This is a genomic window from Paraburkholderia eburnea (assembly GCF_002917095.1).
Taxonomy (GTDB): Bacteria; Pseudomonadota; Gammaproteobacteria; order Burkholderiales; family Burkholderiaceae; genus Paraburkholderia; species Paraburkholderia eburnea.
Genome location: NZ_PQGA01000001.1, coordinates 610295 through 626802, shown reverse-complemented (window position 1 = coordinate 626802; position 16508 = coordinate 610295). Strand labels below are relative to the sequence as shown.

Below are 16508 nucleotides of genomic sequence, written 5' to 3'. Positions count from 1 at the left end.
AGATGGATTGCGCCGCTCATGCTTTCACTGCGTTTTCTTCACTGCGGCAGGTTTGGCGAAGAGTTCGAGGATCGCTCGATGGAGCGGGAACTGCGCGGCGAGCTTTTCGGTATCGGCGATTTCGAACTCGCTGAATTCGAAGCCCGGCGCCACCGTGCAGCCCACGAGGGCATAGGCCGAGGGATCGCAGCAACGCGCCGCGAACCAGTGGCCGGCGGGCACCACGGCCTGGAATACCGTGCCCGGATGATCGAGCGCGTGGCCGAGCTTGCGCGTGGAGAGCACGCCGCGCTCGTCGATCGAATGGATTTCGATGGGCGCGCCCGCGTAGAAGTGCCAGAGTTCGTCGGAGCGAATGCGATGCCAGGAGGAATAGGCGCCGTCCGCGAGCAGGAAGTAGATGGCGGTGGAGGCGGCGCGCGTGCCGTCGGTGTCGGGCGCGCCGTCACGGCGCACGAACTTGTCGCTGCGGTAGGTTTCGCTGTAGTAGCCGCCTTCGGGGTGCGGCTCCAGCCCGAAGCGGCGGATCAGTTCTTCGACAGCGGCGTTGGCGTTGACCATGGCATCGGCTCCGTGTAGCGGTTCGGCCAGGGCGCAACGCGCCTGACTTCAGCGTTGCGCCTGACCTCAGCGTTCCTGTTTCTCGATGAGCGCGAGCAGCCCGCGCAGCGCGTGCGCGGCGGCCTGCACGCGGATCTGTTCGCGGTCGCCCTTGAAGACGAGCGTTTCCACGCTCGTGTGCAGCCGGTTGCTCCAGCCGAACGACACCATGCCGACCGGCTTTTCCGGCGTGCCGCCGCCCGGCCCCGCGATGCCCGTGATGGCGAGCGAAACTTGTGCCCGGCTGTTGCGCAGCGCGCCTTCGGCCATGGCGCGCGCGACCGGTTCGCTCACGGCGCCGTGTTTTTCGATCAGCTCGGCCGGCACGCCGATCATCTCGGTCTTCGCCTGGTTCGAATAGGTGACGAAGCCGCGCTCGAACCAGCCGCTGCTGCCGGAAATATCGGTGACGGCCGTGGCGACCATGCCGCCGGTACAGGACTCGGCGGTGGCGAGCATGATGCGGGCGTCGCGCAGCTTGTTGCCGGCGCGGATGGCGAGTTGATGGACGACGGAATCGGTAGGCATGGCGGTGGGCAATGGAAGGTAGCGGCTCAGACGGACATGCGCCAGAGCGCGATCACGAGCAGCGTGAAAAACGCGGCGATGAGGTCGTCGATCATGATGCCGAAGCCGTTCTTGAAGCGTCGATCGATATAGCGGATCGGCGGCGGCTTGACCATATCGAAGAAGCGGAAGATCACGAAGGCCCAGAGTTTGCCGACGAAGCCGATGGGCGTAATCATCAGCAGCACGAGCCAGAACGCGATGATCTCGTCCCAGACGATGGGCGACGGATCGTCGGCGCGCAGCCTTTTCGCGGTGTAGCTGGTGATGCCGACGCCGGCGAGGAAACCGCCGATGATGAGCAAGCCCCAGTCGAGCACGCTGATATAGCGGTTGAGGACTTCGAACGACGCCCACGCGAACAGCGTGCCGGCCGTGCCGGGCGCGAGCCGCGACAAACCCGCGCCGAAGCCCAGCGAAATGATGTGCAGCGGATGCGCGAGCATGAAAGGCGCATCGGCGCGGCGCGGGCCTTTGGCTGCGCGTGGGGCCGGTGCGCGGGTCGCGGCAGGCTGGCTGGCCGTCCCGAGTTCGTCGGCGGGCGAGGGCGTTGGGTCAGTCGGCATGGAAGTGGTCGAAACCTTGCAGCGTCAGGTTGAGCGGCGCACCGGTGCCGTCGCGCCACGCGATGATCGGCTGCGTCGACGGCAGCGCCTGGGCGTCGGGAGCGTTTATTGTACCGATGCGCGTGACCCGCACACCGGCCTGTTGCGCCGCCGCCGCGACCGCTTCGCGCCGCTGCGGCGCGGCGGTGAAGCAAAGCTCGTAGTCGTCGCCGCCCGCAAGCGCGCATTGCAGTTGCAGCTCGCGTGGCAGACGCGCGAGCGCCTCTGAAACGGGCAGCGCATCCACGTCGATGGTGGCGTTCACGCGCGAGCGCACGAGGATATGGCGCAGGTCGCCCGCCAGTCCGTCCGAGATGTCGAGCGCCGCGCGCGCCACGCCGCGCAGCGCGAGGCCAAGCGCCACGCGCGGCTGCGGATATTCGAGCGCCGCGCGAAAGTACGCGGCGTCTGCGGCGTCCATCGGCGCGTGCGGCCATTCCTCGCGCAGGAAGGCGAGGCCCGCGCGCGCGTCGCCGGGCGTGCCGGACACCCAGATATCGTCGCCGGGCTGCGCCGCATCGCGCCGCAGCGCGAGATCCTGCCGCACCGTGCCGAACACCGTGAGGCACAGGTTCAGCGGGCCGGCCGTGGTGTCGCCGCCCATCAGCTCGCAATCGTGACGGTCGGCCAGTTCGAACATGCCGGCGCTGAATGCTTCGAGCCAGCGCTCCTCGGGCCTGGGCAACGCGAACGCGAGCGTGAAGCCCAGCGGTTGCGCGCCCATCGCGGCGAGATCGGACAGATTGACGGCGAGCGCCTTGTGGCCGAGCGCGTGGGGATCGACATCGGGGAAAAAATGGCGGCCTTCGACCAGCATGTCGGTGGAGACAGCCAGCATTTCGCCGGCGGCGGGCGCGATGAGCGCGCAATCGTCGCCAATGCCGAGCGCGGCGCGGCGCGTGTTCGCGCGGGCGCGTTGGGCGAAGTATCGGTCGATCAGGGAGAACTCGGAAAGCATGACGAAAGGTGACGATGACGGTGAATTCGGGTGCGGCGTTGCCCGCAACCCGGTCGCGGCAGTTGCACCCGAACTGAAAGGAATGCCTTTGAAGAATGGCGCTACAATCGGTCGGATCCGCGTTCGAACTGTCATTCTAATCCGCACCCACCGCCCTGCCTCCCATGTCGAATTCGAATCCCGCCACGAACAAGCTGCGCGAAGCCGCCCTCGATTACCACGAGTTCCCGACGCCCGGGAAGATCGCCATCGCGCCGACCAAGCAGATGATCAACCAGCGCGATCTTTCGCTCGCGTACTCGCCGGGCGTTGCGTTCGCGTGCGAGGCGATCGTCGAGAATCCGCTCAACGCGGCGCGCTTCACGGCGCGCAGCAACCTCGTCGGCGTCGTCTCGAACGGCACGGCGGTGCTGGGCCTCGGCAACATCGGGCCGCTGGCCTCCAAGCCGGTGATGGAAGGCAAGGCGGTGCTGTTCAAGAAGTTCGCCGGCATCGACGTGTTCGATATCGAGCTGAACGAGACCGACCCGCACAAGCTGGTCGATGTGATCGCCGCGCTCGAACCGACCTTCGGCGGCATCAATCTGGAAGACATCAAGGCGCCCGAGTGCTTCATCGTCGAACGTGAAGCGCGCAAGCGCATGAAGATTCCGGTCTTCCACGACGACCAGCACGGCACGGCCATCGTCGTGGCGGCGGCGTTCACCAACGGCCTGAAGGTCGTCGGCAAGGACATCAAGCAGGTGAAGCTGGTCGCGTCCGGCGCGGGCGCGGCGGCGCTGGCGTGTCTGGATCTGCTCGTGGATCTCGGCCTGCCGCTAGAGAACATCTACGTGAGCGACCTCGCGGGCGTGGTCTACAAGGGCCGCACCGAACTGATGGACCCGGACAAAGAGCGCTTCGCACGCGAAACCGACGCGCGCACGCTCGCGGAAGTGATCGAAGGCGCCGATATTTTCCTGGGGCTGTCCGCGGGCGGCGTGCTCAAGCAGGACATGGTCAAGCGGATGGCGCCGAAGCCGCTGATCCTGGCGCTTGCCAACCCGACGCCGGAAATCCTGCCGGAACTCGCGCTCGAAGTGCGCCCGGACGCCGTGCTCGCGACCGGCCGCACGGACTATCCGAACCAGGTGAACAACGTTCTGTGCTTCCCGTTCATCTTCCGCGGCGCGCTCGACGTGGGCGCGACCACGATCACGCGCGAAATGGAAATCGCCGCCGTGAACGCGATCGCGGAGCTGGCGCGCCAGGAGCAGAGCGACGTCGTGGCCACGGCCTACGGCATCCAGGATCTGCAGTTCGGGCCTGAATACCTGATTCCGAAGCCCTTCGATCCGCGTCTGATCGTGAAGATCGCGCCAGCCGTCGCCAAGGCGGCGATGGATGCGGGCGTCGCCACGCGTCCGATCGAGGACATGGACGCCTACGAGCAGCATCTGCAGCAGTTCGTCTATCACAGCGGCACCACCATGAAGCCGATCTTCCAGATCGCGCGCGCCGTGGAGCCGGAGAAGAAGCGCATCGTGTTCGCCGAAGGCGAGGAAGAGCGCATCCTGCGCGCGGTGCAGATCGTCGTCGACGAAAACCTCGCGCGCCCGATCCTGATCGGCCGCCCGGCGGTGATCGAGCAGCGCATCGCGCGCTGCGGCCTGCGCCTGGTCGCGGGTCAGGACTACACGGTCGTCAACACGGATCACGACGAGCGCTATCGCGAGTTCTGGCAGAGCTACGCGAAACTGATGGCGCGCAAGGGCATCACGGCGCAGATGGCGAAGCTCGAAATGCGCCGCCGCACCACGCTGATCGGCGCGATGCTGGTGGAAAAGGGCGAGGCCGACGGCATGATTTGCGGCACGGTCAGCACGACGCACCGCCATTTGCACTTCATCGACCAGATCATCGGCAAGAAGGAAGGCTGCAAGGTCTATGGCGCGATGAACGCGCTGGTGCTGCCGAACCGCCAGATTTTCGTGGTCGATACGCACGTGAACGTCGACCCGACGCCCGAACAGCTCGCCGAAATCACGATCATGGCGGCGGAAGAAGTGCGCCGCTTCGGCATCGAACCGAAGATCGCGCTGTGCTCGCATTCGAACTTCGGTTCGAGCAATGCGCCTTCGGCGCAGAAGATGCGCGATCTGCTGGTGATCCTTCAGGAGCGCGCGCCGGATCTGCAGGTCGACGGCGAAATGCACGGCGACGTCGCGCTCGACGCAACCCTGCGTCGCGAGGTCCTGCCGGAATCGACGCTCGAAGGCGAAGCGAATCTGCTGGTGATGCCGAATATCGACGCCGCCAATATCTCGTACAACCTGCTGAAGACGGCGGCGGGCAACAACATCGCCATCGGGCCGATCCTGCTGGGCGCGGCCAAGCCGGTGCACGTGCTGACGGCGTCGGCGACGGTGCGCCGCATCGTCAACATGACGGCGCTGCTGGTCGCGGATGTGAACGCGACGCGCTAAGGCGTTTGAAGTGTTTGAGGTGTTTGAGGTGTTTTGAGGCCCGAGGCGGTGCAACGCCGCCCCCGTTTTTCCGTGCTTCGTCTGCGAATCCCCGCCGATGGCTGATCAGGCCGTCGGCGGGCGTCCCCCTGAGGCGCCTTGCGGCCCTTTTTTCGCTTGTAAAAACTACCTGATTGCCGGTTGCGCGCCGTCAAGCCTCCTGTGCGGCTGCCGTGCCGTGATTGCTTCCAGGTGGCATTAGCGATACCCTTACACCTTTCATGGTCGTCGAATGTGTGATCCGGTAACCGGGAATCCGTAGATGGTACAGATAGGACTGCCTGACGAAACGACTGGAGAAACAGCCGCGCGGGCAGGCCACGCAATCTGCGGGAATCTCCTCGCAAGTCTTTGTTCCATAAGATTTTCTGGCGAGTCGTCCCGGCGCGTTCTGCGCGTCGCATCGGGCGTCTTTCTGGCGGCGACGTTAGCCGTTTCGCAGGTTGCCACGGCGCGCACGCACGCGCCGGAGGATGGCGGCGCAGCCAGCGGCACCGTGAGCATGGGTGAGTTGCCTCGCGAGGCGGTCGACACGCTCGGCTTGATCGGCACAGGCGGTCCTTACCCTTTCGAGAAAGATGGCGTCGTATTCGGCAATTATGAGCGCCAATTGCCCAAACATCGGCGCGGCTACTATCACGAGTACACGGTGCCCACACCCGCGGCGCGCAATCGGGGTGCACGGCGCATCGTCTGCGGCGGTCCGCCAAGGCGGACCGATAATTGCTATTACACCGACGACCACTACGCCAGTTTCAGGCGAATTGTTGAATGACACCGGGAAGAGCGGCATGAGCGATAACACTTACGCGCACGACCCCCGGGTCGCGAGCGATCTGTTCGCGTCCGGCGAGGGCAACCTGTTCCAGCGCGTCATGCAGATGAAGCATGACGACCAGCAGCGCGACGCTGCGCAGGCGGGCGAGACGCATTCATCGAACGAGGAGGCCATGAGCCTGTTTGCGAGCGTCAGGCCGAACATCGTCCAGTCGATTCGCGCGTTCCGCGTGCAGGAACTCGCCGACGAAGCGCAGCGGCTACAGGAGCATTTCCTCTATGCGTTCTGCGCGAACGCGCTGACCAAGCAGGAAGTGCTGGAAACGATCGCCACATCGTTTCTGTTTCCGAAGCATTTCGGCAAGAACTACGATGGCTTGTACGACTGCCTGACCGATATGGTGCAGAAGGCCGGCGAACAGCCCGGCTTCGTGGTGGTGCTCGAAGGCCTGCCGATCGCGCAGAAGTTCGACAAGGACGGTCGCGAGACGCTGCTCGACGTATTCCGCGAAGCTTCGGAGTACTGGGCCGAGCGCAAGGTGCCGTTCCGCGTCTTTTATTCGTTCGCCTGAAGAAAAGTCGATAACGTCGCATTCCTGCGACAAAAACACACAGGCCCGCCGGTCGTCACGACCGGCGGGCCTTGTCATTTTTACCTGTCAGCGCGCCGTTGGCTTTCTGCGGATGGCAACGCGCGGCGGATTACCAGCCGCCCCAGCGCGCGGCCAGCGCCGACAGCACGGCGATGCCCGCCGTCTCCGTGCGCAGCACGCGCGGGCCGAGTCCCACGGCGACGAAGCCGTGATCGAGTGCGGCCGCTTCTTCGGGCGACGAAAAACCGCCCTCCGGGCCGACCAGCACCGTGACCTCGCCGAGCGGCGGGGTATTGGGCAGCGTGGCGAATGAGACGTTTGCGCGCGGCGAGAGCAGCACGCGCAGTTCGCCGTCGCCCGGCGTCTTGGGCAGGGAGCCTAGCCACGTGCCGATCTCGCGCGTGGGCGCGACTTCGGGCATGCGGTTGCGTCCGCACTGTTCGCACGACGCCTGCACGATGCGCTGCCAGTGCGCCTGGCGGCGTATCGCGCGCTCGCCCGAAAGGCGCACGACGCTGCGCGAGGTGGTGAGCGGCACGAAGCTCGTCGCGCCAAGCTCGACGGCCTTTTCGATCAGCCAGTCCATCTTGTCGCTGCCGGCGATGCCTTGGGCGAGCGTGAGCCGGTAGGGCGGTTCGGTTTCGACATCGCGGAACGGCCCGACGCGCACCTGGGTGTCGCGGCGCTCCATCGAGATGATTTCGGCGCTGAATTCTCCGCCCACGCCGTTGAACAGCACGACCGTGTCGCCGGGCTGCAGGCGCAGCACCTGGACGTGTCGCGTGACTTCGTCGGGGAGGGTGAAGACGTCGCCGGACTGCAAAGAATTGCCGACGAAAAAGCGGGGCATAAGACAGGTTCTCATTGCTTCATGACAGATGGCGAGCAAGCGCCCAACGGTAACCGTCGAGGTCTTCGACCTGAGCGAAACGGTCACCCCAGAACTGGTCCTGCGGCTCGCTCAACGATTTCGCGCCGGCGTCGAGCGCCCGCGCATATACCGCGTCGACGTTGTCGACGTAAAGATAAAAGGACTGGGGGGCGATCGCGTCCGAGCTCCTCGGCGTGCGTGCCGTCGAACCGAAAGCGCCCTCCGGCGCAAACATCACGATCAGTTGATCGTGGTAGGTCATTTCCACGTGCATCACCGCGCCGTCGTCCTCCACGCTATCGCGTACCGCAAAGCCGAAGGCCGCCTCGAAGAAAGCAATCGCGGCGCGCGCGTCGCGCACCGTCAGATACGGCGTCAGCCACGGCACGCCTGCGGGGCGGGGTGGGGTCATCGAGCTCTCCAGATTCGGTTACGGGCAGGCGGGTTGTCAGCTGGATGCCGAATTGGCGGGCACGCAAACAAATGTAACGAACCCGCCGATTCTGCAATGTTGCGCATCCTAAAGCTGTAGGAATTCACCTAATTTATCGCGGAACATTCGCGGCGCAGCGAGAAGTGTCGCATGCAGCCGCGCATCGTAAAAGCGCAGGCCCTCAAGCTCGCGCTCGAACATGCGGACGGCCAGCATGGCCTCCGACTGCGCGGCCGGGTCGAGATGGTCACTTGCCACGGCCATTAGCCAGGGCGATCCGTAGAGCGGCACCCAGGCGCTCAAGGGTCGGACGTTCGCAAATGTCGCGCGCAAGCCGTCGAGCAGCGCGCCCACGCGCGCCGTGTGATGCAGGGGCGAGCCCAGGTGCAGCGAAATGAGGGCGTCTTCGCTCATGATGCGTTTGAGCGCGCGATAGAAGGGCGGCGTGTACAGGCCTGCGGCGGGCGAATCGGGTGGCGTCAGGTCGAACACCACCAGATCGAACGGCAACGCGTTATCGGACGTCTGTGTCCGCGCGACGAAATCGGCGGCATCGCCGATCACTAACTCCACGCGCGGATCGTCGAACGCGCCGCCGCGCACCTGCGGCAGGTAATCGCCGGTCAGGCGCACGACCTCGGCGTCCAGTTCGGCGACCACGATGCGCTCGATGCCCGGATGGCGCAGCAACTGGCGCGCTGCGCCGCCGTCGCCGCCGCCCAGCACGAGCGCCGCGCGCGGCGCGGGGTGGGTCAGTGCGGCCACGTGCGTCATGCACTCGTGATAGATGAACTCGTCGCCCGCGGACGTCATCGGGCGGCCGTCCAGCGTGAACAGGCAGCCGAGCTGCAGCGTGTCCCAGACCTCGATGTGCTGCCATGCCGAATCGACGCTGGCCAGCAGGCGTGCGCCGGGAAAGCCGTAGACGGCGTCGGCGCCAGGGTGAAAGAGGAGCGGGGCGGTCAAGGCGGTAAAGGGGAGCGAAGGGAGAGTGTGCCGCCGTCGTGTGGCCGGGCTTCAAGGCAATTCAGGCCTCCAAAGCCAGCGGATCGACACGAAAAGCGGGGCGATCACGCATTATACGGACGCCTGGATACACGGCTTCCCGCGCGCCTGGAGCGGTTGGCGCGCGGTTGGGTTTCGTCGGCGCCTGTCGGCGCTTTCCTGCGCGGGCCAGGCCTCGGAGCCAGGGAAAAGCCGCATGTTCTGTTAGAATGTCGCCCTTTGCAGCCCTGTCCGTTTGCTCTGGCCGTTTCGCGTCTTCCTGGCGCCGCATCGCGCGCCGGAGCACGTATTTGCCGAGCTTCCGGAACCGCCCGCTGCTGTGCGCCCGCCGTTTTGATCCGTGCTTTGATCTGATCAATTCCGCCCGCCCACGCCGCTTTTTGCACTCGTTCCTCCGGACTCGACATGACGACTTCGTCTTCCGCCTCCCCCGCCACCACCAAGTTGATGGCCAACGCGATCCGCGCGCTGTCCATGGACGCCGTTCAGCAAGCGAATTCCGGTCACCCCGGCATGCCCATGGGCATGGCCGAGATCGCCGTCGCGCTGTGGGCGCGCCATCTGCGCCACAATCCGACGAACCCGCACTGGAACGACCGCGACCGCTTCGTGCTGTCGAACGGCCACGGCTCGATGCTGCTGTATTCGTTGCTGCATCTGACCGGCTACGACCTGCCGATCGAAGAGCTGAAGAATTTCCGCCAGATGCACTCGAAGACGCCGGGCCACCCGGAATTCGGCATCACGCCGGGCGTCGAAACCACCACCGGCCCGCTCGGCCAGGGTCTGGCGAACGCGGTCGGCATGGCGCTGGCCGAAGCGCTGCTCGCCGCCGAGTTCAACAAGACCGACGCGAAGATTGTCGATCACCACACCTATGTGTTCCTCGGCGACGGCTGCCTGATGGAAGGCATCTCGCACGAAGCCTGTTCGCTCGCCGGCACGCTCAAGCTGAACAAGCTGATCGCGCTCTACGACGACAACGGCATCTCGATCGACGGTCACGTCGAGCACTGGTTCCACGACGACACCCCGAAGCGCTTCGAAGCCTACGGCTGGAACGTGATCGCGGATGTGAACGGCCATGACGTCGACGCGGTCGACGCCGCCATCGCGAAGGCAAAGGCTTCGGACAAGCCGACGCTGATCTGCTGCAAGACGCAGATCGGCCACGGCGCGCCGACCAAGGCCGGCGGCCACGACGTGCACGGCGCGCCGCTGGGCGCGGAAGAAATCGGCAAGTGGCGCGAGGCAGCGGGCTGGAAGTGGGAGCCCTTCGTCGTGCCGCAGGAAGTCTACGCAGACTGGGATTCGAAGGCCACGGGCGCGAAGCTCGAAGCCGAATGGAACGAATCGTTCGGCGCGTACAAGTCGAAGTACCCGCAACAAGCCGAAGAATTCGAGCGCCGCATGGCCGGCAAGCTGCCCGCCGACTGGGCGCAGAAGGCCGCTGAAATCATCGCGGGCGCGGATTCGCGCAAGGAAACCGTTGCCACGCGCAAGGCGTCGCAGCAGGCCATCGAAGGCCTCGCCGCCGCGCTGCCGGAACTGCTGGGCGGTTCGGCCGACCTGACCGGCTCGAACCTGACCAACTGGAAGGCCTCGAAGCCCGTGCGCGCCGCCAAGGCTGGCGAAGCCGGCATCGAGTGGGGCAACCACATCAACTACGGCGTGCGTGAATTCGGGATGAGCGCCGCGCTCAACGGCATCACGCTGCACGGCGGCTACAAGGCGTTCGGCGGCACCTTCCTGACGTTCTCGGACTACAGCCGCAACGCGCTGCGCGTGGCCGCACTGATGAAGTGCCCGTCGATCTTCGTGTTCACGCACGACTCGATTGGCCTGGGCGAAGACGGCCCGACGCACCAGTCGATCGAACAGGTGCCGAGCCTGCGTCTGATCCCGAACATGACGCTCTGGCGTCCGGCCGACACGGTTGAAACGGCGGTGGCCTGGACCGAGTCGATCGCGCATCACGGCCCGTCGAGCCTGATCTTCAGCCGTCAGAACCTGCAGTTCAACGAGCGCACGGACGCGCAGATCGCCAACATCGCCAAGGGCGGCTACGTTCTGAAGGACTGGAACGACGACATTCCGAGCCGCAAGATCATCCTGATCGCGACGGGTTCGGAGGTCGAGCTGGCGGTGAAGGCCGTCGAGGCGCTGCAGCGCGAAGGTATCGGCGCCCGCGTGGTGTCCATGCCGTCGACCAACGTGTTCGACCGCCAGGACGCCGAGTACAAGGAGCGCGTGCTGCCCAGGGGCGTGCGCCGCGTGGCGATCGAAGCGGCGCAGGGCGACTTCTGGCGCAAGTACGTGGGTCTCGAAGGCGGCGTGGTCAGCATCGACACCTTCGGCGAATCGGCTCCGGCGGGCGTGCTGTTCAAGCACTTCGGCTTCACGGTCGAAAACGTCGTCGCGACGGCCAAGGCCGCGCTCGACAACTAAGCATGACCTCGACGGGCTCGCCTTCTGGCGGGCCCGTTTGCCGTGTACGCCCGCGCGCTGTGAATCCGGTTGCCACAAGCAACCGGGTAGCCGGGCAGGGCGGAGCACGGCGCTGTATCAGAATTTTTTACCATCAGGAGATAAACCATGACCATTCGCGTCGCAATCAACGGCTACGGCCGTATCGGCCGCAACACGCTTCGCGCCCTCTACGAGAACGGCAAGAAGCACGACATCCAGATCGTCGCGATCAACGACCTGGGTGACGCGAAGACCAATGCGCATCTGACGCAGTACGACACGGCACACGGCAAGTTCCCGGGCGAAGTGACGGTTGACGGCGACTACCTCGTCGTCAACGGCGACCGCATCCGCGTGCTGGCCAACCGCAACCCGGCAGAACTGCCGTGGGGCGAGCTGGGCGTCGACATCGTGTTCGAATGCACGGGTTTCTTCACGACCAAGGAAAAGGCGAGCGCCCACCTGAAGGGCGGCGCGAAGAAGGTCATCATCTCGGCGCCGGGCGGTAAGGACGTCGATGCGACCATCGTCTACGGCGTGAACCACAATGTCCTGAAGGCAACGGACACGGTCATCTCGAACGCATCGTGCACGACGAACTGCCTGGCGCCGCTCGTCAAGCCGCTGAACGACAAGATCGGCCTGGAAACCGGCCTGATGACGACGATCCACGCTTACACGAACGACCAGGTTCTGACGGACGTGTACCACGAAGACCTGCGCCGCGCGCGCTCGGCCACGCACAGCCAGATCCCGACGAAGACGGGCGCGGCTTCCGCTGTCGGCCTCGTGCTGCCGGAACTGAACGGCAAGCTGGACGGCTACGCGATTCGCGTGCCGACCATCAACGTGTCGATCGTTGACCTGTCGTTCATCGCCAAGCGCGACACGACGGTCGAAGAAGTCAACGCCATCATGAAGGAAGCGTCGGAAGGCGCGCTCAAGGGCATCCTGGGCTACAACGAAGCACCGCTGGTGTCGGTCGACTTCAACCACAACCCGGCATCGTCGACGTTCGACGCCACGCTGACCAAGGTCTCGGGCCGTCTGGTCAAGGTGTCGAGCTGGTACGACAACGAGTGGGGCTTCTCGAACCGCATGCTGGACACGGCGGTTGCCTTCGCGAACGCGAAGTAAGCTGGCTTAGCTCCATGTACGAAAAAACCGCCTCTTGGGGCGGTTTTTTCTTGTGGGAGCTTTTCTTTCAGCAGATTACCGGTACAGGGTCGTACCGGTGCGCCTCGTTTTTTAGTGCTTGCGGTGCGGGCAGTTTTCCTTCGTGCAGGCGCCGTACAGCGCGAGCGCGTGTTCCTGCAGCTTGAAGCCGCGCTCGTTGGCGATCATCTGCTGGCGCTTTTCGATTTCCGGGTCGAAGAATTCCTCGACCAGGCCGCAATCGAGGCACACCAGATGGTCGTGGTGGCTGCCTTCGTTGAGTTCGAAGACGGCTTTGCCGGATTCGAAGTTGCTGCGGGTGAGCAGGCCCGCCTGCTCGAACTGCGTGAGAACCCGATAGACCGTGGCGAGGCCGATGTCCAGCTCCTCGTTCAGCAGGTTGCGGTACACGTCTTCCGCGGTGAGGTGACGCACGGGGCTATGCTGAAAAATCTCCAGGATCTTGAGGCGCGGTAAGGTCGCCTTCAGACCGATATTCTTGAGATCGGTTGGATTGGTCATGACGATAAGTCCCTGGAGTACAATGCTGGGTTCTTATGTTAATGCGTTTTTGCCGTTACGGGCATCTTCGGCAGAACTTCGAACGAACTTCTACAGAACACGCGCGGCTTGGCAAAAAGCCCGCACGGTGAGGGAAATGATTCCAGAATTCACTATGATCGGCCGGCGCATGCATGGCGGCCGCCTGGCGTGCACCCTGCTGGCTGCGGCCGCGTTCGCGGCGCTCGCCGGTTGCTCCACTTACGACAGCCTGACGCAGCGCGTCGCCCAGAGCATCACGCCGTATCGGATTACGATCGTTCAGGGCAACTTCGTTTCGGCGGAAGCCGCGGCCCAGATGAAGGTGGGCATGTCGCGCGCGGACGTCAAGCAACTGCTCGGCACGCCGCTGCTGGCCGACATGTTCCACGCGAACCGCTGGGACTACGTCTTCTACTTCAAGCGCGGCTCGACCGCCGTGGTCCAGCAACGCGACTTCGTCGTGATGTTCGACGGCGATCGCGTGTCGAGCTGGTCGGGCGGCGAAGATCTGCCGTCCAACCTCGAACTGCTCGCCGAAATCGATGGCGACAAGCTGGGCAAGAAGTACAAGGCCGCTGCCGCTGCGTCGGGCGCTGTCGCGGCTTCTGCGCCGCAGGCGGGCGCTGCTGGCATCACCGTTCCCGATACGGCGCGCACGCCGTCGTCGGAACTCGGCACGGCCACTTCGCAACTGCCGCAGGACCCGAACGCGCAGGCCGCCGCCGCTGCGAACCGCGCGACGGATGCCGTGCAGACGCCGTCGGGCCTGACGCCGTCGGTGCGCGCAGGTACGCCGACCTCCTCGGCGCTGCCGCCGAACGTGGGCACGATGCCCGCGCAGGTCCAGCTGCACCGCGCACCGCCGCCGCAGATCCAGGGCGTGCCGCAGCCGAACCCGGTCGGCCCGACCGCAGGTGCGCAAGGCACCGGCGACTCCAGCGCCGCCGTGCTGCCGCCGTCGCGCAATTCGCCGCTCACCGCGCCGCCGCAGGTGCCGGCTTCGGGCGCGACGGGCAACTAAGGATCGCAGGCACCGGTTCCGGCAGAAGCGCCAGAATGGGCTTCGTCCGGAATCGGCGCGGACCGCGCCTTCCGGGGCCGGGCGTCTTGCGCCGGGCCTTCCCGGACTTTTTACTCGGCGGCTTCGGGCCGCCGTGTTCGTTTTTGGCGTCAATTGAGCGCCTGTAGCGTCTATCCTTGGCAGCATCTATCTCGAATGTCCGTCTGAAGGACACGTCTCGTGAGCAGGGCTGCCGGCCTCATCTTCGCAGGAACAGTCATGAAAATCGCAATCGCCGGAGCGTCGGGCCGCATGGGCCGTATGCTCATCGAAACCGTTCTGAATTCGCCTGATGTCACGCTTTCGGGCGCGCTGGCGCGCAAGGGTTCGGCCGCCATCGGCCAGGATGCGGGCGCCTTCCTCGGCAAGGACACGGGCGTGCGCATCACCGACGATATCGAGCAGGTCTTCGCCCAAAGCGACTGCTTGATCGACTTCACGCGCCCCGAAGGCACGCTCGCGCACCTCGAAGCCGCCCAGCGCCACGGCGTGAAGGTGGTGATCGGCACCACCGGCTTTGACGCGCAGCAGAAGGCGCAGCTCGGCGCCGCCGCGCAGAAGGTGGGCATCGTGTTTGCGGCCAACATGAGCGTGGGCGTGAACGTGACGCTCAAGCTGCTCGAATACGCCGCGCAGTTCTTCGACAAGGGCTACGACATCGAGATCATCGAAGCGCACCATCGCCACAAGGTCGATGCTCCCTCGGGCACGGCGCTGGCGATGGGCGAAGCCGTGGCGCACGCGCTCGGCCGCAATCTCGACGAGTGCGCCGTGTACGGCCGCGAAGGCGTGACCGGCGAGCGCGATCCGTCGACGATCGGGTTTTCGGCGATTCGTGGCGGCGATATTGTGGGCGACCATACGGTACTGTTCGCCGGTATCGGCGAGCGTGTCGAAATCACGCACAAATCGTCGAGCCGCCTGTCGTACGCGCAGGGCAGCGTGCGTGCGGCGCTGTTCCTGCAGGACAAGGCGAACGGCCTGTACGATATGCAGGACGTGCTCGGTCTGCGCTGATTGTGCTGATTGCGCTGGGCACACGGCCTGGGCCTGGCGACGCCAGGCCGGCCACGCGGCGCGCGCCGCGACATCATCACGCGAGGTCCGATGGCAGCGAGTAACGGAGTCATCCACTATCTCCAGACGAGCGATGCCGTCACGCACGCGGTTGCGTGGGTGCTGCTGGCCATGTCGGTCGCGAGCTGGTGTTTTCTGATCGTGAAAAGCTGGGTGCTCGTGCGCGCGAAGCGCCAGGGGCCGCGCGCCGTGGCGCGGTTCTGGCAGGCGCATTCGCTCGCGGAGGGCGTAAGCGCGATGCGCGCGATTGACCGCGAGCGCGTGTTCTTGCCGCTTGCGCAAGCCGCATTGGCGGTCGTCGAAACCGACACGGCGGGCGCGCTGCTCGCGCGAGTCGAGCGCGGCGAGCGCGTGCTGCGCGCCTTGCGCGGCGCGCTCCAGGCATCGCAGCGGCGGCTCGAATTCGGCCAGGTGCTGCTGGCTTCGGTGGGCAGCACGGCGCCGTTCGTCGGCCTGCTCGGCACGGTCTGGGGCATTTATCACGCGCTCGGCAGCATCGCCGCGAGCGGTCAGGCCATGATCGAAAACGTCGCCGGGCCGGTGGGCGAGGCGCTCATCATGACGGCCTTCGGTCTGGTCGTCGCGATTCCGGCGGTGCTCGCCTACAACATTCTCGGCCGGCTTGCGCGCCAGATCGGCGACGATCTCGACGGTTTCGCGCATGATCTGCACGCGTGGGCGTGTGCGCCCGAAGAAGGCGCCGGGCGTCGTGATGCTTCGCCCCGCGAACTCCAGCAGCCCGCGCGCGGCGAAGGCGTGACGCGCGCCGGCGCGCTCTAAACGGCAAGGGGAGCGAGCGATGGCGTTCGGCGGACTCGAAAAGAAGCGCGATTCGGCGCCGATGGCCGAAATCAACATGACGCCGCTGATCGACGTCATGCTCGTGCTGCTCGTCATCTTCATCATCACCGCGCCGCTGTTCACGCACGCGATCCGGCTCGATTTGCCGAAGGTCGCCGCCGATGCCGTGCAGCAGACGCCGCAAACCGTCACCCTGTCCATCGACGCCGCGGGCAAGGTGTACTGGAACGCCCAGCCGGTTTCGCTCGACGAGCTGCGCAAGCGCTTCACCGACGCAGGCAAGCAGCCCGAGGCGCAGCAGCCCGAGCTGCAACTGCGCGCCGCGCGCGAGACGCGCTACGACGTCATCGCCCAGGTGATGGGCGCCGCGCAGCAGGCGGGGCTCGCGCGTCTTGGCTTCGTCACCGAGCCGCCGCCTGCCGCCCAGCATTAAGCGCCTGACACTCCTCCGCGCCGCGCCCACAATCCCGCCATTCGAAAAGCCAGCGGA

17 protein-coding genes are annotated in these 16508 nt (G+C 65.5%); 9 read left to right on the top strand and 8 right to left on the bottom strand.

Annotated features, from left to right (window positions below):
- Positions 1 to 24: 24 nt before the first annotated feature.
- The 4 genes from B0G62_RS02775 to thiL all read right to left on the bottom strand — a co-directional run bounded on the left by B0G62_RS02775 (position 25) and on the right by thiL (position 2730).
- Positions 25 to 561 carry a cupin domain-containing protein gene (locus B0G62_RS02775; protein ID WP_103702277.1) on the bottom strand — a complete coding sequence of 179 codons (537 nt, stop codon included), beginning with the start codon at positions 559 to 561 and terminating at the stop codon, positions 25 to 27.
- A gap of 66 nt (positions 562 to 627) precedes the next feature.
- Complete coding sequence (locus B0G62_RS02770; protein WP_103702275.1) at positions 628 to 1128, bottom strand: CinA family protein; 501 nt, start codon at positions 1126 to 1128, stop codon at positions 628 to 630.
- A 26-nt stretch (positions 1129 to 1154) separates the two neighbouring features.
- On the bottom strand, positions 1155 to 1733 hold the full coding sequence (locus B0G62_RS02765; protein ID WP_103702273.1) for a phosphatidylglycerophosphatase A family protein: 579 nt from the start codon (positions 1731 to 1733) through the stop codon (positions 1155 to 1157).
- Positions 1723 to 2730, bottom strand: coding sequence for a thiamine-phosphate kinase (thiL, locus tag B0G62_RS02760; RefSeq protein WP_103702271.1), 1008 nt, complete (start codon positions 2728 to 2730; stop codon positions 1723 to 1725). Before thiL ends, B0G62_RS02765 begins: the two co-directional genes overlap by 11 nt.
- Before the next feature lie 164 nt (positions 2731 to 2894).
- Here thiL and B0G62_RS02755 point away from each other — a divergent pair, with 164 nt between their 5' ends.
- The 3 genes from B0G62_RS02755 to B0G62_RS02745 all read left to right on the top strand — a co-directional run bounded on the left by B0G62_RS02755 (position 2895) and on the right by B0G62_RS02745 (position 6583).
- The gene (locus B0G62_RS02755; protein ID WP_103702269.1) at positions 2895 to 5195 is read left to right on the top strand and encodes an NADP-dependent malic enzyme; all 2301 of its coding nucleotides are present in this window, start codon (positions 2895 to 2897) and stop codon (positions 5193 to 5195) included.
- 301 nt (positions 5196 to 5496) lie between these two features.
- The gene (locus B0G62_RS32610) at positions 5497 to 6009 is read left to right on the top strand and encodes a ribonuclease (protein WP_407671095.1); all 513 of its coding nucleotides are present in this window, start codon (positions 5497 to 5499) and stop codon (positions 6007 to 6009) included.
- A 16-nt stretch (positions 6010 to 6025) separates the two neighbouring features.
- A complete protein-coding gene (locus tag B0G62_RS02745) occupies positions 6026 to 6583 on the top strand; it encodes a barstar family protein (protein WP_103702267.1) in 558 nt (185 codons plus the stop codon).
- A 130-nt stretch (positions 6584 to 6713) separates the two neighbouring features.
- Here the strand turns inward: B0G62_RS02745 and B0G62_RS02740 are convergent, their stop codons facing one another.
- The 3 genes from B0G62_RS02740 to speE all read right to left on the bottom strand — a co-directional run bounded on the left by B0G62_RS02740 (position 6714) and on the right by speE (position 8874).
- Positions 6714 to 7454, bottom strand: a complete 741-nt coding sequence (locus B0G62_RS02740; protein ID WP_103702265.1) for a 16S rRNA (uracil(1498)-N(3))-methyltransferase — start codon at positions 7452 to 7454, stop codon at positions 6714 to 6716.
- 19 nt (positions 7455 to 7473) lie between these two features.
- Positions 7474 to 7887 carry a VOC family protein gene (locus B0G62_RS02735; protein ID WP_103702263.1) on the bottom strand — a complete coding sequence of 138 codons (414 nt, stop codon included), beginning with the start codon at positions 7885 to 7887 and terminating at the stop codon, positions 7474 to 7476.
- 108 nt (positions 7888 to 7995) lie between these two features.
- Positions 7996 to 8874, bottom strand: coding sequence for a polyamine aminopropyltransferase (gene speE / locus B0G62_RS02730; RefSeq protein ID WP_103702261.1), 879 nt, complete (start codon positions 8872 to 8874; stop codon positions 7996 to 7998).
- A 444-nt stretch (positions 8875 to 9318) separates the two neighbouring features.
- On the opposite strand from speE, the gene tkt reads away from it, so the two are divergent.
- Entirely contained in the window at positions 9319 to 11361 is a 2043-nt protein-coding gene (gene tkt / locus B0G62_RS02725; RefSeq protein ID WP_103702259.1) for a transketolase, read from the top strand.
- A gap of 147 nt (positions 11362 to 11508) precedes the next feature.
- Complete coding sequence (gap, locus tag B0G62_RS02720) at positions 11509 to 12519, top strand: type I glyceraldehyde-3-phosphate dehydrogenase (RefSeq protein WP_103702257.1); 1011 nt, start codon at positions 11509 to 11511, stop codon at positions 12517 to 12519.
- A gap of 111 nt (positions 12520 to 12630) precedes the next feature.
- On the opposite strand, the gene fur is transcribed toward gap, so the two are convergent.
- Positions 12631 to 13059 carry a ferric iron uptake transcriptional regulator gene (fur, locus tag B0G62_RS02715; protein ID WP_103702255.1) on the bottom strand — a complete coding sequence of 143 codons (429 nt, stop codon included), beginning with the start codon at positions 13057 to 13059 and terminating at the stop codon, positions 12631 to 12633.
- Between the two features lie 136 nt (positions 13060 to 13195).
- Between fur and B0G62_RS02710 the strand changes: the two genes are divergently transcribed.
- The 4 genes from B0G62_RS02710 (at position 13196) to B0G62_RS02695 (ending at position 16451) form a co-directional block, all read left to right on the top strand.
- On the top strand, positions 13196 to 14101 hold the full coding sequence (locus B0G62_RS02710) for an outer membrane protein assembly factor BamE domain-containing protein (protein WP_103702253.1): 906 nt from the start codon (positions 13196 to 13198) through the stop codon (positions 14099 to 14101).
- A 258-nt stretch (positions 14102 to 14359) separates the two neighbouring features.
- Positions 14360 to 15157 (top strand): 4-hydroxy-tetrahydrodipicolinate reductase, encoded by a 798-nt coding sequence (gene dapB, locus B0G62_RS02705; protein ID WP_103702251.1) that lies wholly within the window; start codon positions 14360 to 14362, stop codon positions 15155 to 15157.
- 90 nt (positions 15158 to 15247) lie between these two features.
- Positions 15248 to 15997 carry a MotA/TolQ/ExbB proton channel family protein gene (locus B0G62_RS02700; RefSeq protein ID WP_103702249.1) on the top strand — a complete coding sequence of 250 codons (750 nt, stop codon included), beginning with the start codon at positions 15248 to 15250 and terminating at the stop codon, positions 15995 to 15997.
- A 19-nt stretch (positions 15998 to 16016) separates the two neighbouring features.
- Positions 16017 to 16451 carry an ExbD/TolR family protein gene (locus B0G62_RS02695; protein ID WP_103702247.1) on the top strand — a complete coding sequence of 145 codons (435 nt, stop codon included), beginning with the start codon at positions 16017 to 16019 and terminating at the stop codon, positions 16449 to 16451.
- Positions 16452 to 16508: the final 57 nt, after the last annotated feature.